Origin of the sequence: Amycolatopsis minnesotensis (genome assembly GCF_039529815.1) — a bacterium.
GTDB lineage: Bacteria > Actinomycetota > Actinomycetes > Mycobacteriales > Pseudonocardiaceae > Amycolatopsis > Amycolatopsis minnesotensis.
Window position 1 is genome coordinate 84609 of the sequence record NZ_BAAANN010000010.1, and the last position, 20712, is coordinate 105320.

The window sequence follows — 20712 nt, forward strand, 5'->3', positions numbered from 1 at the left end:
AGACAGTGACGTCGACTTCACCCGGCGGCCCCGACGGGTCCGCCGTTCCCCGCGACCCGCTCTACCGCAAGGTCGCCTGGCGGATCATGCCGCTGCTGCTGGGCTGCTACGTGGTCAGCTTCATCGACCGGACCAACGTCGGGGTGGCCCAGGTCCGGCTGAAGGCCGACCTCGGGTTCAGCGAGGGCGTCTACGGGCTCGCCGTCGGGCTGTTCTTCGTCGGCTTCATCCTCTTCGAGGTGCCGAGCAACATGCTGCTCGCCCGGATCGGCGCCAGGAAGACCCTCGTGCGGATCATGCTGTCGTGGGGCGTGATCACGCTCCTGACCGCGCTCGCGACCACGTCCACGCTGTTCTACGTGGCCCGGTTCCTGCTCGGCGTCGCCGAGGCGGGCTTCTTCCCCGGCGCGTTGTTCTACCTCGCGCAGTGGTTCCCCTCGGCGCGGCGGACCAGGATGACGGCGATGTTCTTCCTCGGGGTCCCGCTGTCCGGAATCGTCGGGCCGCCGCTGTCGGGCTGGATCATGCACACCCTCGGCGGCGCCTTCGGGCTCAAGGACTGGCAGTGGCTGTTCGTGCTGGAGGCACTGCCGCCCATCCTGCTCGGCCTGCTGGTGCTGCGGTTCTTCCAGGACAAGCCCGCCGAAGCGCGCTGGCTCGACGAGGCCGAGCGGCAGGCGATCGCCGCCGATCTCGCCGCCGACCAGGACCGCAAGCAGGCCGGGGCGAAGCACGGCGGGATGCTGCGGGCGCTGAAAGATCCCCGGGTCTACGTGCTCGGCCTCGTCTCGTGCGGCTGCTACACCCTCGCCAACGCGGTCTCGTTCTGGACCCCGCTCGTGATCAACAGCTCCGGTGTCGGCAACGTCCTGGACATCGGGCTGCTCGCGGCGATCCCGCCGGTGCTCGGCATGGGTGTGATGCTGCTCGCCGGCCGCCATTCCGACCGCACCCTGGAACGGCGGTGGCACGCGGCCGGAGCCGAGTTCTTCGCCGCCGCCTGCCTGGTCGGCCTGTCCTTCGCCAGCGGCAACCCGTACCTCGTGATCGTGCTGCTGGCGCTGATGACCGCGGCGCACTACTCCGGCCTCACCGTGTTCTACTCCATCCCGTCGATCTACCTGTCCGGCCCCGCCGCGGCGAGCGGCATCGCGATGGTGACCACGATGGGCTCCCTCGCCGCGGCCACCAGCCCGGCGCTGCTCGGCTGGATCAAGACGACCACCGGGTCGCTCGACCTCGGCCTGCGGATCAGCGCCGGGGTCGTCGTGCTGGGCGGGATCATCCTGCTGGTCGGCATTCCCGCCCGCGCGCTGCGGGAAAGCACGGGTGCCGACGTCGCCCGATCGCAGGTGCCCGGCTGAGCGGCGCGGCCCGCGCCTGCCCCGGAGGGCGCCTTCAGGGCATGCGGGACTCGATCGACGTCGACCTCATCCGTCCACTTCGGACTCGTGTACCACCCGCCCGCCGACGACGGTCAGCACGGACCGCAGCCCCAGCAGTTCCGGGCCGGGGGCGGTGACCGGGTCGCCGTCGAGCACGGCCAGATCCGCGAGCCGCCCCGGGGCCAGCGCGCCCTTGACCCCTTCGGCGTTCTCCATCCAGGCGGGCCCGATGGTCCACAACCGCAACGCCTCCTCCCGGCTCAGCCGATCGGCGGGTGCCGGTGCCGCGTAGGGGTTCGGGCCGGGTGCGCCGGTGAAGGTGGCGACGCCGCGCCGCCAGTCGGGGGTGGTGACCGGCGCGTCCGAGCTGTCCGCGGTGGCCACGCCGTGATCCAGCAGTGCGCGCGCGGGAAAGGCTTGTGCCCATTGGGTTTCGCCGACCGTGCGCACCATGGACGGCCCGCTGAAGGTCCGCATCAACGAGCTGGTGATCACGCCGATCCCGTGCCGCGCCAGCCGCTCGTGGACCGCGGGCGACAGGAACGTCCCGTGGATCAGCACGTGCCGCGCCGCCTGCCACGGGTCAGCGGACGCCGCGGCCTCGATGGCGTCCACCACGGCGTCGGCCGCGCGGTCGCCGGTCACGTGCACCTGAGCCTGGACCCGTTTCGCCTGCGCCGCAAGGATGAGCTGGCGCAGTTCGTCCACTCTGGACTCGGCGCTCTCCCCCATGGTGACGAGATCGCCGTGGCCGCCGCCGGGGTACGGCCGGTGCATCCACGCCGTGCAGTGCGTCGGCACCCCGTCGGCGAACAGCTTGATCCCGCCCGCGCGCAGCATGGCGTCACCGCCGAACGCCGCGCTGGCCAAATGGCGGCGCAGGCTCGCGGCCGAGGTGGTGGGATTGGGCCAGTCCCAGTGCAGGAGCGCGTTGACCCGCACCGTCATCCGGCCCGCCGCGTGCAGGTCCTGGTAGTCCCGCCACAGGTCGGGGGGCACGATCGGATCCGTCACGCTGGTGACGCCGAGGCGGTTGAGGCGCCGCATCCCCCGCACGATGGTGTCGAGCCGCTCCTCCCTGCCCGGCCGCGGGATCAGCCGCGCCACGAGGTCCTGCGCGCTTTCCACGAGCATCCCGGTCGGCTCGCCGCCGTCGTCGCGCACGATCTCCCCGGCGGGCGGATCCGGTGTGGCGGCGGTGATCCCGGCCCGGCGCAACGCGGCGCTGTTGGCCCACACCGAATGCGACGAGGCGTGGTGGAGCACGGCGGGCCGGTCACCGGTGACCTCGTCCAGCCACGCGCGGGACGGCACCGCGCCGCCCGCCGCGAACTCCGCGATGGTGGTCTCCCGCCAGCCGCGCCCGACGATCCACTCCCCGTCCGGTGCCCCGGCCAGCGCCGCGCGGACGGCGGCCAGATCACCCGCGCCCGCGAGGTCCACGCAGAACTCCGGGCCGCTCAGCGCGTGCCAGGCCAGGTGCAGGTGCGCGTCGTTGAGGCCGGGCAGGACCGTTTTCCCGTGCAGCTCAACCACTCTGGCACCCGCCTCCGCCGCCGAGGACACGGTGGCATCGTCGCCGACGGCGTGCACGAGACCGTCGCGGATCAGCACCGCGGACGCGGTGCGGTCTCCGTCGAAGGTGCGGACGAGTCCGCCCCGCAGCAGCAGATCGCTCATGACGCGACCCTTTCGGCGACGTCCGGCTCCGAGTCCGGGACCACGGCCTGGTGCTCGGGGTGCCAGGCCACCACGACGTCGGCGCCGGGCCGGTGTTCGTGGACCGCGCCCGCGGGCAGCACCGCGCAGCCACGGGTGCCGTCGCCGTAGCGGAGCCACACCCGGCTGTGGTCGCCGACGTAGACGACGTCGGTGACCACCGCGCTCGCTCGTTGATGACCGGCGGGGGCCCCGGTGCCCGAATGCAGGGTCACGCGTTCGGGACGCACGATCGTCACCTCGCCGGGGTTGAGGCGCAGCGCGTTGGACTCGCCGACGAACTGCGCGACGAAGAGGGTTCGCGGGCGCTCGTAGAGATCCTCCGGGGTGCCGACCTGTTCGACGCGGCCGTCGTTGAAGACCGTGATCCGGTCGGACAGCGTGAGCGCCTCCTGCTGGTCGTGGGTGACGAACAGGAAGGTCATGCCGAGCTGCCGGTGCATCCGCGCGATCTCGCGCTGGAGCTGGTCGCGGAGCTTCTTGTCCAGCGCGCCGAGCGGTTCGTCCATGAGCAGCGCCCTCGGCTCGTAGACCACGGCGCGGGCGAGCGCCACCCGCTGCTGCTGCCCGCCGGAGAGCTGGCGGGGGAAGCGGTCGCCGAGCGCGGCGAGGCCGACCATTTCCAGCGCGTCCGCGACCCGCCGCTCGATCTCCGCGCGCGGCCGTCCGCGCCGGGCGAGCCCGAACGCGACGTTGCGCGCCACGGTCATGTGCGGGAACAGCGCGTACTGCTGGAACACCACGCCGAGATCGCGCCGGTGGGGTTTGAGGCCCGAGATCTCCTGGCCGTCGACGGTGATCGAGCCGGCGGTGAGCGGGGTGAACCCGGCGATCATGGACAGCATCGTGGTCTTCCCGGAACCCGACGGCCCCAGGAAGGTCATGAACTCGCCGTCGGCGATGTCCAGCGACACGTCGTCCACCGCCGGGCGGCCGATTCCGGGGTACTCCTTGGTCACGTGCGCGGTGGTGATACCGCTGCGGTGGTCATCGGTCATGATCGCTCCTCCGGCGAAGGATCTGGGGCACGAGCAGCAGGATCGTCGTGCACACGACGATCAGGCTGGACGCCGCGGCGATGGTCGGGTCGATCTCGAGGACGATCGACTCGTACATCTTCACCGGCAGCGTCTTGAGATCAGGGGTCTGCAGGAACAGGGCGATGACCACCTCGTCGAACGAAGTGGCGAAGGCGAACACGAAACCGGAGGTCACCCCCGGCGCGATGAGCGGCAGGACCACCTTGCGCAGCGTGGTCAACCGGCTCGCGCCGAGGCTGGCGGCGGCCCGCTCCATCGCGGGGTCGTAACCGGCGAGGCTGGTCTGCACGGAGGTGATCACGAACGGCACGCCGAGCACCGTGTGCGCCAGCACGAAGCCGAGCATGGTGCCGTTGAGCTGCCACCGCAGGAAAACCCCGTAGACGGCGACCGCGACGACGATGCCGGGCAGGATCATCGGCGCCATCAGGAGCTGCCGGACGGCACCGCGGCCGCGGAACCGGGCGCGGTCGAGCCCGAACGCCGCGGCGACCCCGAGCACGGTGGCCAGCGCGGCGGCCAGCAGTCCCACTTGGACGGAGTTGGCCAGCGACGCCAGCCACTGCTTGCTGCCGAAGAACTCGCCGTACCAGCGCAGCGACCAGCCCCCAGGCGGGAACTGGAAGGTCGATCCCGCGCCGAAGCTCATCGGGATGACCACCAGCGTCGGCGCGACCAGTACGAACCCGACGAGCACGACCCAGATCCGGAGCACCGGTCCGAGGGTGCGTTCCTTGCGGGCTACCCGCGTTACGGAGTCAGCCACGGTCCGCACCTCCTGCCGTACTGGTGCCGAGCGGTGCGGCGAGCCTGCTGAGCACCGCGAGCACGATCAGGGTGAGCACGAGCAGGACCGCGCCCAGCGCGCCCGCGCCGGCGAAGTCGAGCAGGTCGTTGACCCTGGTGCCGATCACCTGCGCGGCCAGTGCCTGCTGCGGCGTGCCGAGCAGGGCCGGGGTGATGTAGAAGCCAAGCGACATGATGAACACCACCGAGACGCCCGCGAGGACGCCCGGCATCGACAGCGGCAGGTACACCCGCACGAACGCGACGGGCCCGCGGGCGCCGAGACTGCCCGCGGCGTGCAGCAGGCTCCGGTCGATGCCCCGCATCGTGTTCTGCAGCGGCAGCACCATGAACGGCAGCATCACCTGCACCATCGCGACGGTCACGCCCGTGACCGAGCCCAGCAGGCTCACGCCGTGGATCCCGATGGCGTCGAAGAGCTTCTCGAGCACGCCACCGCGTTGTTCCAGGACGTACCAGGCGAAGTTGCGGGCCATCACGCTGGTCCAGAACGGCATCAGCACCAGCAGGGTGAGCAGGCCGCGGGCGCGCCTGCCGACGCGGCTCATCGCGTAGGCGTAGGGATAGGCGACGACCAGCGTCGCGACCGTGATGATCAGCGCCGTCCGGAGGGTGCGGAGCACGACGCGGATCTGCACCTCGTCGCCGAGCACGGACACGTAGTTGGAAAGCCCGAAGGCGGGCTCGGAGAAGCTGCGCAGGAGGATCACGGCGAGCGGGTAGCAGAAGAACACGAGCAGGACCGCCGCCGCGGGGAACAGCAGCCAGGAGGCTCGGGACCGCAGGACGGCGCGGCGGACCGGTACCGCGGCGGTCATCCGGTCTTCCAGTCCGACCAGGTCTTCACGACCCGGACCCGGTTGGCGGCCCACCACTTCACATCGCTGAGCACGCGCAGGTCCTCCTTGTCGTCACCCCAGATGTCGAGCGCACGGCCGATCTCCGGGTAGCGGGGCTTCGCCGCGGAGTTCGCGGGCCCCACCCCGGCCCGCTCGGCGAACGCCGCCGACTGCGCCGGTTCGGAGGCGAACCGGATCAGGTCCTTCGCCTGCTCGGACCGGCGGGAACCCTTTGGCACCACCAGAACGTCCCAGGTGACCGGGATCGGCACGCCGGGAACCACCTTCCAGTTGGTGGCTCCGGCCTTCAGCAGCGAGTAGGCGCGAGCACTGACGATGAGCGCCAGGTCCGCCTGCGCGCCCGCCATGCGCTGCTGCTGGTCGCCGTAGGTGTCGCTGATCGTCAGCTCGGGCCGGATCCGGTCGTACACCGACAACGCGCGCCGCACGTCGAGCGGGTAGAGCCGGTCCTTCGGCACGCCGTCGGCGAGCAGCGCCGCCTCCAGCGTGCCGACGCTCGGGTCGTTGCCGTAGACGATCCGCCGCCCGGGGAACCGGCCGCGGTCGAAGAAATCGGCCAGCGTGGCAGGCGGGTGGTCACCGTAGACGTTCGCGTTGTACATCAGCGTCAGGCCGAAGAACGCGTCCGGGACCCCGCACGGCGTCAGCGTCCCGTCCGGGAACGCCGACGCCAGCGGCCCCATGTCGACCGGCTCGACCAGGGTGCCGCACGCCTGGGCCGCCGACGACGCCTCGGTGTCGACGACGTCCCACGCGACCTTGCCCGCTTCGACCATCGCCTTGAGCTTGGCCATGCTGGACGGGCCGTCGATCGTGACCGTGGTCCCGGTCTTCTCCGTGTACGGGTTGAGCACGGCCGATCGCTGGCCCGCCTGGTAGGCGCCTTGGCCGTAGGACACGAACACGAGTGAGTTCTCGCCGCCTTCGGAGACGGCGCATCCGGCGGCCAGGAGGATCGTCGCCGCGGACAACAGCGCTGGTATCCGGCGTGGCACGATTTCCTCCCCTCAGCCCGCGGCGGCCGCGACGTGGCGGCACAGGACGTCGGCGAGGGTGTCGATCTGCTCCTCGGTGATCACCAGCGGTGGTGAGAGCACGACGCTGGAGCCCGACGCGCGCACCACGACCCCGTCCGCGCGGCAGCCGGACTGCACGGACGCGGTGGGCACGCCGTCGAACTCGATGCCGAGCATCAGGCCGACCCCGCGCACCTCTCGCACGTGCGGGAGCTTCGTGAGCGGGTCGAGCCGCTCGCGGAGGCGCGCACCGAGGACGCGGGCGCGGTCGAGCAGGTTCTCCCGCTCGATGATGTCGATGTTGGCCAGCGCGACGGCCGAACCGACCGGGTGGCCGTTGTAGGTGAACCCGTGCAGGAACGTGGCGCCGTCGGCCAGTGCCAGCACCCTGCTGCCGATCAGCACCGCGCCCATCGGGATGTAGCCGCTCGTGATGCCCTTGGCGAGCACGATCATGTCGGGCTCGATGCCGAAGTGCTCGCTGCCGAACCAGTGCCCGGTCCGGCCGAACGCGGTCACGATCTCGTCCACGATGAGCAGGATCCCGTGCCGCCGCAGCACTTCCTGCACGCGCGGCCAGTACCCCTCCGGCGGCGGCACCATACCGCCGACACCGAGGACGGGTTCCCCGATGAACGCGGCGATGCGGTGCGGGCCGATCTCGTCGATGCGCCGCTCCAGCTCGGCGACGAGGATGTCGGTGGCGTCCGGGCCGTGCTCGATGCCGTGCGGCTTGCCGAGCCATTCGACGTCCGGCAGCAGCGGGCCGAACCCCGTGCGCAGGCCCTCGATGCCCGTCGCCGCGAGCGAACCGCCGCCCATGCCGTGGTAGCCGCCGGTGCGGGCGAGGATCACCGTGCGCTCCGGCGATCCCGCGTGGTGGTGCGCGAGGCGGGCGAGCTTGATCGCGGTCTCGTTGCCTTCGGAACCGCCGTTGGTGAGGAAGACGCGGTCGAGCCCCGCGGGTGCCAGCGACAGCAGCCGGTCGGCGAGCAGGATCGACGGGGCGTTGGAGTAGTCCCCGAACGACGAGTAGAACTCCAGCCTGCCGATCTGCTCGGCGGCCACGGCCGCGAGCTCGGCGCGCCCGTGGCCGACCGGGCACTGCCACAGGCCGCAGGTGCCGTCGATGTAGCGGCGGCCGTCGGTGTCCCAGAGCAGCGCCCCCTCGCCGCGGTCGAGGACGAGTGGTTCGGCAGGCGACCCGAGCACGGTGTGCGGGTGCACCAGGCTGCGCCGGTCCACTTCGGACAGCTCCGCTGTGGACAGTTGTTCGGTGGTGCTGGTCATCGAGGTCCCTTTCGGACAGTGGGGGCGGGTCAGAAGCGCAGCGCGACGGCCTTGGTCTCGGTGTAGGCTTCGATCCCCTCGCTGCCGCCTTCGCGTTCCTGGCCGGAGTTCTTCTGCCCGCCGAACGGGAGTTCCGGGCGGACCGGCGCGGGGTCGTTCACGCCGATCACGCCGAAGTCGAGCCGTTCGAGCAGGCGCCAGATGCGGCGGAGATCCGAACCGAACACGTACGCGGCGAGCCCGTACTCCGTCGCGTTGGCGAGTTCGACGGCTTCATCGTCGTCGGCGAACGTCGACACGGCCAGCGCGGGGCCGAACGTCTCCTCACGGGCGATCAGCATGTCGGGGGTCACGTCCACGAGCACGGTCGGCTGGAAGAAGTGCCCGCGCAGGCCCGGGTCGGATGGCTCCCAGCGGCTTCCGCCGACGAGCACCCGCGCCCCCTTCCCGACCGCGTCGGCGACCTGCCGCTCGACCTTCGCCAGGCCGGCCTCGTCGATCAACGGCCCCACCGCGACCCCGTCCGCGTCCCCGCGCCCGACCCGCAGCGCGGCCGTCTTCTTCTCGATCAACGCCAGCAGGTCGTCGCGGACGCTCTCGTGCACGTAGAGCCGGTTCACCGCGGTGCAGCTCTGCCCGGCGTTGAAGAACTTCGCCATCACCACACCGGACGCGGCGGCCTCGATATCGGCGTCTTCGAACACGATCGCCGGGGAATGGCCACCCATCTCCAGCGACGTCCGGCGCAGCACGGAACCGGTGCGGCGCAGCAGGCCGAGGCCGACCTCGGTGGAACCGGTGAAGCTCACCTTGCGCAACCGGCCGTCGGCCAGCAGGGCGTCCACCAGTTCCGCGGGCCGCGACGTGGTCAGCGACTGGAGCACGCCAGCGGGAAGCCCGGTGTCCTGCAGGATCCCGAGCAGCGCCGTGGCGATGAGCGGCGTCTGCTCGGCGGGTTTCGCGATCACCGCGCAGCCCGCCGCCAGGGCGAGCCCCACCTTGCGGATCAGCATGCTGGCCGGGAAGTTCCACGGCGTGATCGCGAGCACCGGCCCCACCGGGCTCCGCAGCACCAAGCCGGGGCCCGCCGCGTTCGCCGGGGTCACCCTGCCGTTGGCGCGGCGCCCCTCCTCCGCGGCCCACTCCAGCATGCGCGCGGCACCGGTCAGCTCGCCCGCCGCTTCGCCCAGCGGCTTCCCGTTCTCCCGGCTGAGCAGCCCGGCGAGGTCGTCACGACGGGCGCGGATGGCCGCCGCACCCGCTCGCAGGTAGGCACCGCGGGTCTCCGGATCCGTTTCGGCCCAGCCGCGGAAGGCGGCCGAAGCCGAGTCGAGAGCGGCACGGGCGTGGTCGGCCGCGGCGTCCGACGCCCGGCCGATCACTTCGAGGCTGGCGGGGTCGACGACGTCGAACGACGAGGGCGCGGCGGCCCAGCGCCCGTCGATCAGCAAGGTCGCGGCGGTGGTGTCTGACATCGAAACGCCTTTCACATCACAGATTCCGGCCCGGTGGCCGAGGAGCACGATCGGGTGCCGCCGCTTCCGGCGTGGCACCGCGATGCGCCGAGTCTGACCCCCTGTGTTGATTTAGTCAACACCAAGAATTCAGGAATGCCCACAGGGTTTTCGTTGCCACGAACGCAAAAGGGCAATGACCGCGTGTCTACAGTGGATCAGACGCGCGGGTCATTGCCCGGTACCGGCCGAAAATCAGCCTTCGTCGCTCACCGCTTTCCCGTGCTCGGCCGCCTTCAGCAGCGCCCGCAGGGCTTCCAGCGCGGCATCGGGATCGGCTTCCTGGTCGGCGACCTGGTGCAGGAACATCCCGTCGAGCGCGTAGTAGACGAGCGAGGTGAGCCCCGCGCTCCGCGGCGCCCCGATGGCGGCAAGATCCTTCGCCACCGCGCCGAAGTAGCTCTCGTACAGCCGTTGCACCCCCGGCCGCAGCTCTTCCCGCCCCGCCGACTCGACCACGAGCCGGTACTGGAAGATCTGGATGTCGGCGCTTTCGGCGAAGCGCTTCCGCACATCGGGGCCCTCCGCGAAGATCCCCGCCCGCGCACCGAGCAGACCGTTCTCGGCGCTCTCCTCGAGCACCCAGTCCAAAGAGGAGCGCAACAGGTCGTCGATCGACGAGAAGTGGTGCTGGACCGCGCCCGTGGTGACACCGGCCGCGTGCGCGACCGCCCGGTAGGTCAGCCCGCGGATCCCGTCCCGCGCGACGACCTCGACGGTGGCGCGCTGCAACGCGCGCTTCATCTCGGCGGGCGCCCGCTGCGTCCTGCCACTCGCCACGCGACCTCCCGACACGCTTCATCCAGGCTCTCGACGCTCGTACATTACAAATGTAATGACCGGTCGTCAACACCCTCGCGCCGGCGACGGCGGCGAAGAGCACCAACGGCTCCCATGACTATCCACTCACGACCGGGATACGGAGAAGCCCGTGCCACTTCCGGGGTCGTTCACCGGGCAGAGCGCGGTCCCCGAACGTTCTGTAATGACTTAAATAGAGTTGCGAGCCTTACCAAATTTCTCTACGGTAACTGGTGCAAGCTTCGTTAGAGCCTTACTTAATATCGAGGAGAGTAACGACGATGACCGTCGACGTGACGCGCCCGTGGGGTCTGCGGGACCGAGTCCGCACCAGTACCGGCGAGATCGCCGCGGACGTGTTCGGCGCCGGGCCACCGGTGGTGCTCGTGCACGGCACCCCGTCCTGGTCGTACCTGTGGCGCGAGATCGCCGCGCCGCTCGCGGAAGCGCACACGGTGTACCTGTGGGATCTGCCCGGGTACGGCGACTCCAGCCTCGCCGACGGCGCGAGCGCGTCGATCGCGCTGCACGCGCGCACTCTGGCCGAACTGGTCGCCTACTGGGAGCTGGACGCGCCGGCACTGGTGGGCCACGACATCGGCGGCGGCGCGGTCCTGCGCGCGCACCTGATCGAAAAGGTTCCGGCGAGCTCGATCGCGGTGCTCGACGCCGCGGTGCTGTCCCCGTGGGTGACACCGGTGGTCCAGCACATGCAGCGGCACCTCGAGGTCTACCGGAGCATGCCGTCGCACGTCTTCGGCGAAATCATCGCCGGGCACGTGCGCACGGCGACCCACCTCGAACTGCCCGAGCCCGTCCGAGCCGCCTACCTCGACCGGTTCGCGGGACGCGACGGCCAGCAGCGCTGGCTCGACCACGTCGCGCATTTCAGCGAGGACGACACCGCCGACGTGGTCGGCGCCCTCGGTGAAATCGCCGTCCCCACCCACGTGATCTGGGGCGAGCACGACCAATGGCTGCCGCGGCGCACCGCCACCGAACTGGCCGGCGCGATCCCCGGCGCGCGGCGCACCATCATCCCCGGCGCCGGGCACTTCCTGACCGAAGACGCTCCCGCCGAGGTCGCCGCGGTGCTCGCGGAATGGCTCGGCTCTCCTTGCCCGCCGAGGCAGTGAACGGCAAGCGAGCCAGGCGGCCCGGGTGGCGCGGTAGTCCCGTGGCGAGATGTGGAGGTGCTTCGCGAAGGCGGCCCGAAGCCCGGCGGCCGTGCCGGACCCGCTTTCGTTCGCGACGGTGTCGATCGCGAAATCGGTGGTTTCGAGAGGCCCCCAAGTCACCGGGGCGTTCGTCGAAACGGCGCCCGGAAGCGAACCGGTTCCCGGCTGAACCGCCCGGTTCTCCGCGAGGGGCTAACGGGATTCCGACAAGGTCGCCTCCGGCACGCAGAGCGCCTGCCACACCAGCGCGGCCGCGTTCCGGGCGCCTTCACCGGCGCGGACGTGGTGGCGGGTGTCGCCTTCCTGTTCGACCGGCGCCTGCCCGACGTACTCGACCAGTGCCAGCGCCAGTTCGCGCAGTTTGACGTTGAACTCCTGGCTGGCCCGGCGCAGCATCGCCCACGCTTCGTCGGCGTCCACGCGCCGCCGCGCCATGATCGCGCCCTTCGCCTGCTCGATCATGGCGCGGGAGGCCAGCGCGTCCAGGGTCTGCTCGGCCTCGTCCGCGCTGCGCGTGGCGATGCTCGCGATCGTGATCGCGCTGGCGACCAGCCGCTCGTGCCGGATCAGCACCGCGAGCGTGCCGTGATCGGCGGGGCCAGCCAGGTAGATCGACAGGACCACCACGCCGTCGCCGTCCCACACCCCGGGCACCGCCGCGACGCCCCGCACGTTCGACACCGCGCCGCGGTGTTCTTCCGGCACCTGCTCGCGCACGGCGGCCGCGGTCAGGTGCGGCCAGCGCCGGTCGTGCCACAGATCGGCGGTGACGATCGGCTCCTCGCCCGCGGCCACCAGCAGGGACGGCCCCCACAGGTGCCCGGTGGTGATCGGGGTCAGCACGCGGCCGACGCCGGTCGCCGCCAGCACCTGCAACTGGCCGCCGCCACGGCGCCGCGTCGGATGCGCGACGCTGATCGCGGTCCCCACTTCGCCCCCGACATCGCGGCGCACGCCGGAGAGAACTCCCTCCAGCAGGACGGTCAACGGCGTCTCCACGACCCCGGCGGGGTGCATCCCGTCCCGTCCCTTCCCTCAAGCTGTCCGCGCCGTCCCGCCGACGCGGAGCGGGCCATCAGGGCGGCTGGATTCGATGGCACCGTGCCGACAAGCTTTGCACACGGCGGCCCTCCGGCACACGACCAATCCGCGGCGCGGACGCCGGAGGATCGAGGACTGGGACCGGGTGCGCCGTCGACGGCCGAAGGGCGGACCCGGATCGGGAAAACGGCGCAGCGACGGGGACTCCGGATGCGGGCGGGCCGGATCAGGCGACGGTTTCGGCGGTGCGCGCGAGGCAGTACGCGAACTCACCGGTCTCCAGCGCGCGGAAAAGACGCCGCGGACCGGTGATCAGCACGAAGCCCTGTCCGGTGGCCGCCGCACGCCGCACGCACCGGCGGAGAGCCCGAAGCCCGGCGGAGTCGAGCGAGGTGACCGCGGACAGGTCGACCACGAGCGTCCGCACCACCGAGGCGAGCCTCGGCTCGACGACGTCGAGGAAGTGCCGCACTGTGGCGGCGTCGAGCTCCCCGGTCACCTCGATGACCGTCGCCGTCGGCGCGGGCCGTACGACCCGGACGCCGAACCGGCCGGGCGGCACCACCGCCTGCGGGGCCGGTGTCGCGGCGGCGAGCGAGAGCTGGTCGGGGGTGCGGGGTACGGGAACTTCGGTCACGAAAACCTCCGGGCATGCGGCAGAGAGACGCCTGGGGGCCGAGTGCCGGGAACGCTGGAACCCGGGGCAGCGGGGGAACTGACCTCGCCCGGCCCGCCGAACGTCAGGGGCTGTGGGCTCAACCGCGATGTTTTCCTTAGTACCAGAGCCGAAGAAGCCTGTCCATGCGCGCGGGGAACCGGGCAAGGGCGGCGCGGCACCAGCACTGTCCTCATTGGATAGAATCGCACCACCTTCCGCAGCAGCGGTTTTTCCTTCTCCGGCGCGGATTGCGCGCGCGGGCATCAGCGGCCCCGCGCCAGCTCGCGCACCGGCCCGGCGAGTTCGTCTTCGAAGAAGGCGAAGAACCCGTCGGGGTCGGGCCCCGCGTTGATCAGCGCGAGGCGGTCGAACCCGGCTTCGGCGAACTGCTCCACCACCTTCAAGTGCGCCTTCGGATCCGGCCCGCACCCGAAGGCCTCGCGCAGGTCCGACGGGGTGGTGAACGCCGTCGCGGCCTCGAAGTTCACCGGGTTCGGCAGCTCCGCCTGCACCTTCCACCCCATCAGCCCGAACCGGAACAACCGGTGCGCGGATTCGGCCGCGGCCGTCTCGTCCGCCGCCCACGCCAGCGGCACTTCCGCGTAGCCGGGACCCGTCCCGCCCGCCTCGCGGTACGCGGTCAGCAGGCCGGGGTCCGGCTCGGTGGAAAAGAGCGCATCCCCCAGCTCCGCCGCGATCCCGGCCGCGGCCGGTCCCCCGGCGGCGACCGCGATCGGCGGCGGCTCGGGCGGCAGGTCGAACACCCTGGCGTCTTCGAGCGTCAGATGCCGTCCCCGGTAGCTGTGGTAGCCGCCGGACCACAGCAGCCTGATGATCTCCAGCGCCTCGGCGAGCATCTCGTGCCGCACCGACACCGGCGGCCAGCCCTTGCCGACGACGTGCTCGTTGAGCCGCTCCCCCGCGCCGACGCCGAGCGTGAACCGGCCGCCGGACAGCAGCGCCGTGGTGGCGGCCGCCTGCGCCACGATCGCGGGGTGGTAGCGCAGGAACGGGCAGGTGACCCCGGTGGCGAGGCCGATCCGTTCGGTACTCGCCGCGATCGCGCCCAGCACCGTCCACACGAACGAGGAATGCCGGTGATTCTCCAGCCACGGGTGGAAATGGTCGCTGATCTCGACGAAATCGAATCCGGCCCGCTCGGCGCGCACCGCCTGGCGCACCAGCTCCGCTGGCGAAAGGTCCTCCGCGAACAGCTTGTACCCGACCTGCACCCTGCCTCCAGGACGTCGACGCCGATGATCGTCCGCGGGATACCCACCTCGCCGCGCGGCCAATCCAGCGGCCCCGGTCAGGTTCTGTCTTTTCAGTGGCGGAGCCGTTTGCAGTGGGCCGTCAGCGCTTCCGCGGGGGTGGTGGTCGTGCCCGCGGGCGGGACGCGTCAGGTTCGGCTACCCGCACCGCCACGCGAACCACGTCCACAACACTTCCTAGACCGCTTGCGGGTGCGGGTAGTCCGGTGCGCGGTGCTGGAACGACAGGATCGCCGGGTTCTGGACGATCCCGTCACGGATCTCGACGGCGCGCTGGATGGTCTTGTCACCGTCCCACGCGCCGCGGCCGTCGAGGACCCGGCGCAGGTGCGGCAGCAGCGCTTCGCTGATCTCCCAGGTGGCCGAGTTCCACAGGTGGGACGGGCTGTGGTCCACCGCGTAGTAGGTGACGTTCGGCCCCACCACGAAACTCGGCTGCGTGAACGTCGTCGGCCGCGCCCAGCTGAAGCCCATCGCTTCGTCGCACGAGACGTCGATGATGAGACTGCCCGGTTCGAACGCGGCGAGGTCCTCTTCGATCAGGAACGTCAGCGGGGCGGCCGTGTCCTGCAGGACGCAGTTGACGACGATGTCGTGCTCGGCGAGGTATCCGGCCAGCGGCACCCTGCCCTTGGCGGTGATGGCGTGGCTGCGCCGCGGATCGCCCGGACTGTTCACGTCGTGGTCGTAGTGGACCATGGTCGCGGAATGGATCGGCGAGCTGATCGCGGTGACGCCGCGCTGGGTGAGGATGTGCACGTCGTGCACCCCGTGCGCGTTCAGCGCCGTCACCGAGCCCCTCGCGGTGGCGCCGAACCCCATCACGATTGCGCGCAGCCGCCTGCCGTAATCACCGGTCGAGCCGATCAGCTCCAGCGCGTGCAACACCGAGGAGTAGCCGGCCAGCTCGTTGTTCTTGTGGAACACGTGCAGGTTGAACGCGCCGTCGCGGCCCCAGTGGTGCATCGCCTCGAAGGCGATCACGGTCAGCTTGCGGTCGATGGCGACCTGGGTGAGCTTGTCGTCCTGCACGCAGTGCGGCCAGCCCCACAGGATCTGGCCCTGCCGAAGCTCCGTGAGGTCCTGCGCGAGCGGCTTCGCCAGCAGGATGACGTCGCACTCGGCGATGAGCTGCTCGCGGGAGCGGATCCCGGCCACCGAACCCGCCAGTTGCTCGTCGGGGATGCCGAAGTGCTCGGCGTAACCCCGTTCGAGGTAGACGCGCCGGCGGAGATCGGCGTCGATCCGCTCGAGGTGCCGGGGGTGGATCGGCAGCCGGCGCTCGTTTTCCTTGTGCGACCGGGAAATAACGCCGAGACTGAGCTGGTGCACGGGTGTCCTTCTGCTAGGCATTCGGTAGCGCGGCCAACGCCTTCCGCAAGGTCGTCAAGGCGCGATGCTGCGTCACGCGGACAGCACCGGCGCTCGGCATGCCGAGCGCCACGGCGGTCTCCGCGGCGGACTGGCCGAACAGCACGCGCCGGACCAGCACGTCGCGGTGGCGCGGGGAAAGCCGCTCCAGCAGGCAGGACATCGCCAGCCGCTGGTCGGCCAGGTCGACCTCGTCGTGACCGGTGCCCGGTGGGCCACGGTCGTCGTAGCCGTCGTCGAAACCGGGGACCGGCTCGGTGCGATCCCCCGCGCGGACGCGGTACACGTCGATGACCTTGTGCCCGGCGATGCCGAACACGAAGGCGAGGAACCGGTCGGCCGGGTAGCGATATCGCGGTAGCGCCGCCAGTACCGCGACGAGTACGTCCTGCGTGCAGTCTTCGGCGCTGGTCGTCCGCTGGTCCCCGCCGAGCCGCCGCAGGCAGTACCGGAACACCACCGGCCGCAGCAAGCCCACCAGTTCGCCGGTGGCGGCCGGATCGCCGCCGACGGCATCGGTGACGAGACCCGCGCCCACCCCGGCGAAGGTTTCGCCCGTGGTGGGCCGCCCCACCTCGGCGACAACGAGCGGCGTTGACGGTGGCGCGGTTCCGAACATTTCCGGTGGCTCCCAGCTTCGATCATCGGTGCCGGGAAGCTCCGGCAGAAGATCGCGTTTGGCCGTCCGGGGTCCGGGGATCAACGATCGCGCCCACCCAGCGTGCACCACGACCAGCCGGTTGTCCACCGCGCCGGCGGGCGCCCGGTTCCGCGACGACGCGCGGAGCCGCTCCGGTCGGGCGTGCCCCGGCGGTGATGACGGGTAAGGTCTTGAAAGAAGTCTCGCGTTGACGGAACTGGCGAGCTACCGGCTCGATCGGGCCGGTACGCCGGTATCCGGAGAGGCGCGACGAAAAGGGGTCCGATGCGGTCGCACACCGAGCCCCTGGCGCGATCGGCCCGCCGTGGCTGAAATAGACGACCTGCGGGCCGACATCCTGGCCGCTCTCGCCGAGGCGGAACCCACGGCGAGCAGTGGCATCGACATCGTGGGCAAGGTGTGCCGGGCGTGCGCACGGCTGCTTCCGGTGGGCGGCGCGGCGGTTTCGGTCATCGCACGGGCCGGGCAGCGCGAAGTCGTCTACGCCAGCGACGCGATCAGTGCCGCACTGGCGGAACTGCAGTTCTCCCTCGGCGAGGGGCCCTGTTTCGAAGCCGACGAGACCGGCGGGCCGATTCTCGTGCCGTTCCTCGCCGGCTCGCCGAGGCCGCGGTGGCCGGTGTTCGCCGCACAGGCCACGGAGCACGAAGTGGCGGCGCTGTTCACCTTCCCGGTGCGCATCGGCGCGGTCAGGGTGGCGACGCTGGACACCTACCGCACGTCTCCCGGCCAGCTCAGCGCGGGTGAGCTGGCGATCGCGCTGCAGGTGGCCGACGTCGCCGCGCTGGCGTTGTCCGGCCTGCTGACCGGGGAGCGTTCCTGGCTGGACGGCGCCGGGTGGACACTGGGTGGATCGGCGATGCGGTACCGCGAGGTGCACCAGGCCACCGGGATGCTGGTCGTGCAGCTGGACCTGCCCGCTGCCGCCGCGCTGGCGCGCATGCGGGCTTATGCGTTCAGCCACGGCCGCCCCCTGCTCGAGGTCGCCGCGGACATCGTGGCTCGCCGCCTGCGACTGGACGACGACCATGACCGGAGTTGAGGACCAGATGACGGTTGCAGCGTGCACTGTGACGGGCGAGGCGGCAGGAGCTGACAGGCATGGTTGAGCGTGAACGACGGCTGATCAAGGCTTTCGTCGGCCTTGCCGACACACTGGTCGACGACTACGACGTCGCGGACCTGCTGCACACCATGGTGGAGCAGTGCGTCGACCTGCTCGACGTCGCCGCCGCGGGGCTGACCCTGTCCGACGAGCGCGGCAACCTGCTCGTGCTGGCCTCGTCGACCGAACAGGCGAGGCTCCTCGAACTGTTCCAGCTCGACACCGACGAGGGACCGTGCGTGGACTGCGTCACCACCGGGGTCCCGGTGCTCGTGGCCGATATCGCCGCCGAAGCGCACCGGTGGCCGCGGTTCGCCGAGGAGGCGGCGCGTGACGGTTTCGCCTCGGTGCACGCGCTGCCGTTGCGGCTGCGGAAGCAGACCATCGGCGCGCTGAACCTGTTCGGCCACACCGCGGGCGAACTGTCGGGCGACGATCTCGACGTCGGTCAGGCGCTGGCCGACACCGCCACGGTCGGGATCCTGCAGGAGCGCGCGATCCGCCGTGCGGAAACGCTGTCCGAGCAGTTGCAGACCGCGTTGAACAGCCGGGTGATCATCGAACAGGCCAAGGGCGTCCTCTCGGCACAGGGCGACATCGGCATGGACGACGCCTTCCAGGTGCTCCGCGGGTACTCGCGCGGCAACCGGCTGCGGCTGAGCGAAGTCGCCCGCGCGCTGGTCGAACGCGAACTCGATCCCGCCGTCGCGCTGGCGTTCACCACGGCGACGCGCCCATCGCGGTGACCAGCACCGGAGCAGCCAGGACGGCTATCCGGGACTGTGCGCGGTGACGCTCTGGAGCGCGGCCCGCAGCAGGCGGGCCGTCTGGTGCGGCGTCCACCCGGTCTCGGCGACGAGATCCGAGAGGGTGCCGCGTCCCAGCACCGTGGTCCACAGCACCAGCCGCTGGCGCGGGGGCAGCAAGGCCAGCTCGTCGAGGAGGATCGCGTCGCGCAGCACGGCCTCGAAGCGCGCCCGGTCGATCCGCGGCCCCAGGTCCACCCGCAGCGCCGCGACGACGCGGGCGCGCAGGCGCCTGCCGGGATCGACCCATCCCCGCTCGTCCCGGATCGGCGACTCCGCGCCCGCCACCGCCGCACGGACGAGGACGCGGAGGCACAGCCGGGCGCACCCGCGCGGTGACCGGCCGAGGCCGGCCCCTACCCGGTAGACCAGCGTCATCATCCGCTCGGGAACATCGGGGCCTTCGCGCACCCACGACGGCACGCCGGGCACGCGCACCCGCCGCCGCGACCGGGATCGCAGCCGGACGGTCACGAAGCCGCGTCCCCGCCGGGCGCCGGACCCCATTCGCCGGGTGACCGGCGCGTCAGCAGCCGAGCGAGTTCGTCGGCGTCGATGATCCCGGCGTCCGCCGCCCGGATCCACGCGGTCGCGACCAGCCGGGACAACTCGCCCCCTGGTCCTGGTTCCCGCATCTGCCCGGCAGTGCCCATGTCCGCTCCGGTGGTTGACGACGCTGTGCGTGGCCACCGGGGTCCGGGGTGCGCCGGAGCGAAGAGCGCCCCGGTCGGCACAGTTTAAACCGTCCTCGGCCCGCCCGCAGGAAAGCGGCCCGCGGTCGTCGCCCGGCCCGGTGCGATCGCTCATTCCCCGGTGTCCGGGAAACGCCTCGGATCGCTGCCCGCTCGCGCGCCGTTGTCGGGCCCGCACGCGAAACCGGGGCGGTCGCGGCGTTCGATTTTCGTCGAGGTGGTCCCGTCGAAGGCGGATGATCGTCCGGCGCGGTCACCCTGGCGTGCTGGATCCACCGCACGCCCCGCGGGCACCGCCCTGCCCGGCGGGTGGGTAGGCAGGCAGGTCGATGGCGTCCGAGGGCGGATTGGTGAACCGGGCGGCTATCCGGCCGGCACCGGGACGGGTGGCGACGCGGGCCGCGGCGGTGAGGAGCCGGATACCGGCACGGGTCTTCGGCGCGGCCAGGCGGGGCGCGAGCCAAGAGACCTTCTGGGCCTGTTCGACGTAGGGCCGCATGAGGGTTTCGTATGCGTGGAAAGCGTCGTCGTGGTCGTGCTGGCGGCCGAGTTCGCCGGCGAGAACGTAGGCGCCGACGAGGGCGAGGCTGGTGCCCATGCCGCTGAGCGGTGAGGCGCAGTAGGCGGCGTCGCCGACGACCGCGATCCGGCCGCGCGACCACCGCTCCAGGCGCATCTGCCCGACGGATTCGAAGTAGAAGTCCGGTGCGCGGACCATTTCGTCGAGCACGCGCGGTGTTTCCCAGCCCGCGCCGGAATAGTGGCGGCACAGGAATTCCTGCTGTGCCGGGCGGTTGAGCCGTTCGAGACCGGGTCGCGGGGTGAGGAACGACAGCGTGGCGCGGGTGGTGCCCTGGTTGTCGGGGCGCAGGAGCACGACTCGGCGGCCGGGTGCGTTGTACCAGCGGGCCCACCGCCCGTCGGAAGTGCTGCGGGGAATGGTGAAGTAGGCGGTGCAGAGGCCGAACGACCGGGTGCGGGCGATGTCGGCGAAGACCAGGTCCCTCGTCCGCGATCGCAGGCCGTCGGCGAGGACGACGAGATCGAAGTTCCGGCTGGATCCGTTGCGGAAGCGGACATCCACGCCTTCGCCGGTGTCGGTCAGCGCGGTGATCTCGTCGCCGAACACGTACTCGGCGTCGTGGCGGGTGTGCTGGTAGAGCAGATCGGCGAGTTCGCCGCGCAGGAGTTCCAGTTCGGTGACGAACCCGTCGCCGCCGAGGGCGTCGGCGGCGAACGACGCGCGGACGCGGCCGCGGGCGTCGACGAAGCGCAGTCCCTCCTCGTGGGTGACGCGGTCGCGGGCGGCCGGTTCCAGGCCCATGCGCTCGATGACGGTGCGACCGGCGCCGCGCAGGTCCACCGTCTGCCCGCCGGGGCGCGGCTCCGGTGCGCGTTCGACCACGGTCGGGGTCATGCCGTGCCGGCGAAGCCAGTAGGCCAGGGCGGGGCCCGCGATGCTGGCACCGGAAACCAGGACGGTACGGGACATGCTGA

General features: G+C 71.4%; 20 protein-coding genes. 4 read left to right on the forward strand and 16 right to left on the reverse strand.

Annotated elements, in window-relative coordinates:
* Positions 1-5 precede the first annotated feature (5 nt).
* Positions 6-1364: an MFS transporter gene (locus ABD256_RS14425; RefSeq protein WP_344417825.1), complete on the forward strand. Its 1359-nt coding sequence runs from the start codon at positions 6-8 to the stop codon at positions 1362-1364.
* Between the two features lie 66 nt (positions 1365-1430).
* Here the strand turns inward: ABD256_RS14425 and ABD256_RS14430 are convergent, their stop codons facing one another.
* The 8 genes from ABD256_RS14430 to ABD256_RS14465 form a co-directional block, all read right to left on the reverse strand.
* Complete coding sequence (locus ABD256_RS14430) at positions 1431-3065, reverse strand: amidohydrolase (RefSeq protein WP_344417827.1); 1635 nt, start codon at positions 3063-3065, stop codon at positions 1431-1433.
* Entirely contained in the window at positions 3062-4102 is a 1041-nt protein-coding gene (locus tag ABD256_RS14435; protein WP_344417829.1) for an ABC transporter ATP-binding protein, read from the reverse strand. Before ABD256_RS14435 ends, ABD256_RS14430 begins: the two co-directional genes overlap by 4 nt.
* Positions 4092-4910 (reverse strand): ABC transporter permease, encoded by an 819-nt coding sequence (locus tag ABD256_RS14440; RefSeq protein WP_344417831.1) that lies wholly within the window; start codon positions 4908-4910, stop codon positions 4092-4094. The genes ABD256_RS14435 and ABD256_RS14440 overlap by 11 nt, the downstream gene beginning before the upstream one ends.
* On the reverse strand, positions 4903-5769 hold the full coding sequence (locus tag ABD256_RS14445; RefSeq protein ID WP_344417832.1) for an ABC transporter permease: 867 nt from the start codon (positions 5767-5769) through the stop codon (positions 4903-4905). The genes ABD256_RS14440 and ABD256_RS14445 overlap by 8 nt, the downstream gene beginning before the upstream one ends.
* Positions 5766-6806: an extracellular solute-binding protein gene (locus ABD256_RS14450; protein WP_344417834.1), complete on the reverse strand. Its 1041-nt coding sequence runs from the start codon at positions 6804-6806 to the stop codon at positions 5766-5768. Before ABD256_RS14450 ends, ABD256_RS14445 begins: the two co-directional genes overlap by 4 nt.
* Before the next feature lie 12 nt (positions 6807-6818).
* Positions 6819-8117, reverse strand: coding sequence for an aminotransferase family protein (locus ABD256_RS14455; protein ID WP_344417836.1), 1299 nt, complete (start codon positions 8115-8117; stop codon positions 6819-6821).
* A 29-nt stretch (positions 8118-8146) separates the two neighbouring features.
* The gene (locus ABD256_RS14460) at positions 8147-9592 is read right to left on the reverse strand and encodes an NAD-dependent succinate-semialdehyde dehydrogenase (RefSeq protein ID WP_344417838.1); all 1446 of its coding nucleotides are present in this window, start codon (positions 9590-9592) and stop codon (positions 8147-8149) included.
* A gap of 234 nt (positions 9593-9826) precedes the next feature.
* Positions 9827-10411, reverse strand: a complete 585-nt coding sequence (locus ABD256_RS14465) for a TetR/AcrR family transcriptional regulator (protein ID WP_344417840.1) — start codon at positions 10409-10411, stop codon at positions 9827-9829.
* A 302-nt stretch (positions 10412-10713) separates the two neighbouring features.
* On the opposite strand from ABD256_RS14465, the gene ABD256_RS14470 reads away from it, so the two are divergent.
* On the forward strand, positions 10714-11568 hold the full coding sequence (locus ABD256_RS14470) for an alpha/beta fold hydrolase (protein WP_344417842.1): 855 nt from the start codon (positions 10714-10716) through the stop codon (positions 11566-11568).
* Between the two features lie 234 nt (positions 11569-11802).
* Here ABD256_RS14470 and ABD256_RS14475 read toward each other — a convergent pair whose 3' ends face one another.
* From ABD256_RS14475 to ABD256_RS14495, 5 genes are all read right to left on the reverse strand, one after another.
* Positions 11803-12627 carry an ANTAR domain-containing protein gene (locus ABD256_RS14475; RefSeq protein WP_344417844.1) on the reverse strand — a complete coding sequence of 275 codons (825 nt, stop codon included), beginning with the start codon at positions 12625-12627 and terminating at the stop codon, positions 11803-11805.
* A gap of 250 nt (positions 12628-12877) precedes the next feature.
* Positions 12878-13288: an STAS domain-containing protein gene (locus tag ABD256_RS14480; protein ID WP_344417846.1), complete on the reverse strand. Its 411-nt coding sequence runs from the start codon at positions 13286-13288 to the stop codon at positions 12878-12880.
* A 284-nt stretch (positions 13289-13572) separates the two neighbouring features.
* Positions 13573-14541, reverse strand: coding sequence for a TIGR03557 family F420-dependent LLM class oxidoreductase (locus ABD256_RS14485; RefSeq protein WP_344417848.1), 969 nt, complete (start codon positions 14539-14541; stop codon positions 13573-13575).
* A gap of 216 nt (positions 14542-14757) precedes the next feature.
* Positions 14758-15912, reverse strand: a complete 1155-nt coding sequence (locus ABD256_RS14490) for a N(5)-(carboxyethyl)ornithine synthase (protein ID WP_344417850.1) — start codon at positions 15910-15912, stop codon at positions 14758-14760.
* A 13-nt stretch (positions 15913-15925) separates the two neighbouring features.
* Positions 15926-16570: a sigma-70 family RNA polymerase sigma factor gene (locus ABD256_RS14495; protein ID WP_344417852.1), complete on the reverse strand. Its 645-nt coding sequence runs from the start codon at positions 16568-16570 to the stop codon at positions 15926-15928.
* 346 nt (positions 16571-16916) lie between these two features.
* Here ABD256_RS14495 and ABD256_RS14500 point away from each other — a divergent pair, with 346 nt between their 5' ends.
* On the forward strand, positions 16917-17654 hold the full coding sequence (locus ABD256_RS14500; protein ID WP_344417854.1) for a GAF domain-containing protein: 738 nt from the start codon (positions 16917-16919) through the stop codon (positions 17652-17654).
* A 59-nt stretch (positions 17655-17713) separates the two neighbouring features.
* On the forward strand, positions 17714-18463 hold the full coding sequence (locus ABD256_RS14505; protein WP_344417856.1) for a GAF domain-containing protein: 750 nt from the start codon (positions 17714-17716) through the stop codon (positions 18461-18463).
* Between the two features lie 24 nt (positions 18464-18487).
* Here the strand turns inward: ABD256_RS14505 and ABD256_RS14510 are convergent, their stop codons facing one another.
* The 3 genes from ABD256_RS14510 to ABD256_RS14520 form a co-directional block, all read right to left on the reverse strand.
* Positions 18488-18997 (reverse strand): hypothetical protein, encoded by a 510-nt coding sequence (locus tag ABD256_RS14510; RefSeq protein ID WP_344417858.1) that lies wholly within the window; start codon positions 18995-18997, stop codon positions 18488-18490.
* Positions 18994-19176 carry a hypothetical protein gene (locus ABD256_RS14515; RefSeq protein ID WP_344417860.1) on the reverse strand — a complete coding sequence of 61 codons (183 nt, stop codon included), beginning with the start codon at positions 19174-19176 and terminating at the stop codon, positions 18994-18996. The genes ABD256_RS14510 and ABD256_RS14515 overlap by 4 nt, the downstream gene beginning before the upstream one ends.
* Before the next feature lie 292 nt (positions 19177-19468).
* Complete coding sequence (locus ABD256_RS14520; protein ID WP_344417862.1) at positions 19469-20707, reverse strand: FAD-dependent monooxygenase; 1239 nt, start codon at positions 20705-20707, stop codon at positions 19469-19471.
* Between the last annotated feature and the right edge of the window lie 5 nt (positions 20708-20712).

Coding starts and splice junctions, on each gene's coding strand:
- ABD256_RS14470 (WP_344417842.1), top strand. CDS start 10,714: ATGACCGTCGACGTGACGCGCCCGTGGGGTCTGCGGGACCGAGTCCGC.
- ABD256_RS14520 (WP_344417862.1), bottom strand. CDS start 20,707: ATGTCCCGTACCGTCCTGGTTTCCGGTGCCAGCATCGCGGGCCCCGCC.
- ABD256_RS14515 (WP_344417860.1), bottom strand. CDS start 19,176: ATGGGCACTGCCGGGCAGATGCGGGAACCAGGACCAGGGGGCGAGTTG.
- ABD256_RS14445 (WP_344417832.1), bottom strand. CDS start 5,769: ATGACCGCCGCGGTACCGGTCCGCCGCGCCGTCCTGCGGTCCCGAGCC.
- ABD256_RS14430 (WP_344417827.1), bottom strand. CDS start 3,065: ATGAGCGATCTGCTGCTGCGGGGCGGACTCGTCCGCACCTTCGACGGA.
- ABD256_RS14455 (WP_344417836.1), bottom strand. CDS start 8,117: ATGACCAGCACCACCGAACAACTGTCCACAGCGGAGCTGTCCGAAGTG.
- ABD256_RS14460 (WP_344417838.1), bottom strand. CDS start 9,592: ATGTCAGACACCACCGCCGCGACCTTGCTGATCGACGGGCGCTGGGCC.
- ABD256_RS14505 (WP_344417856.1), top strand. CDS start 17,714: ATGGTTGAGCGTGAACGACGGCTGATCAAGGCTTTCGTCGGCCTTGCC.
- ABD256_RS14495 (WP_344417852.1), bottom strand. CDS start 16,570: ATGTTCGGAACCGCGCCACCGTCAACGCCGCTCGTTGTCGCCGAGGTG.
- ABD256_RS14475 (WP_344417844.1), bottom strand. CDS start 12,627: ATGCACCCCGCCGGGGTCGTGGAGACGCCGTTGACCGTCCTGCTGGAG.
- ABD256_RS14435 (WP_344417829.1), bottom strand. CDS start 4,102: ATGACCGATGACCACCGCAGCGGTATCACCACCGCGCACGTGACCAAG.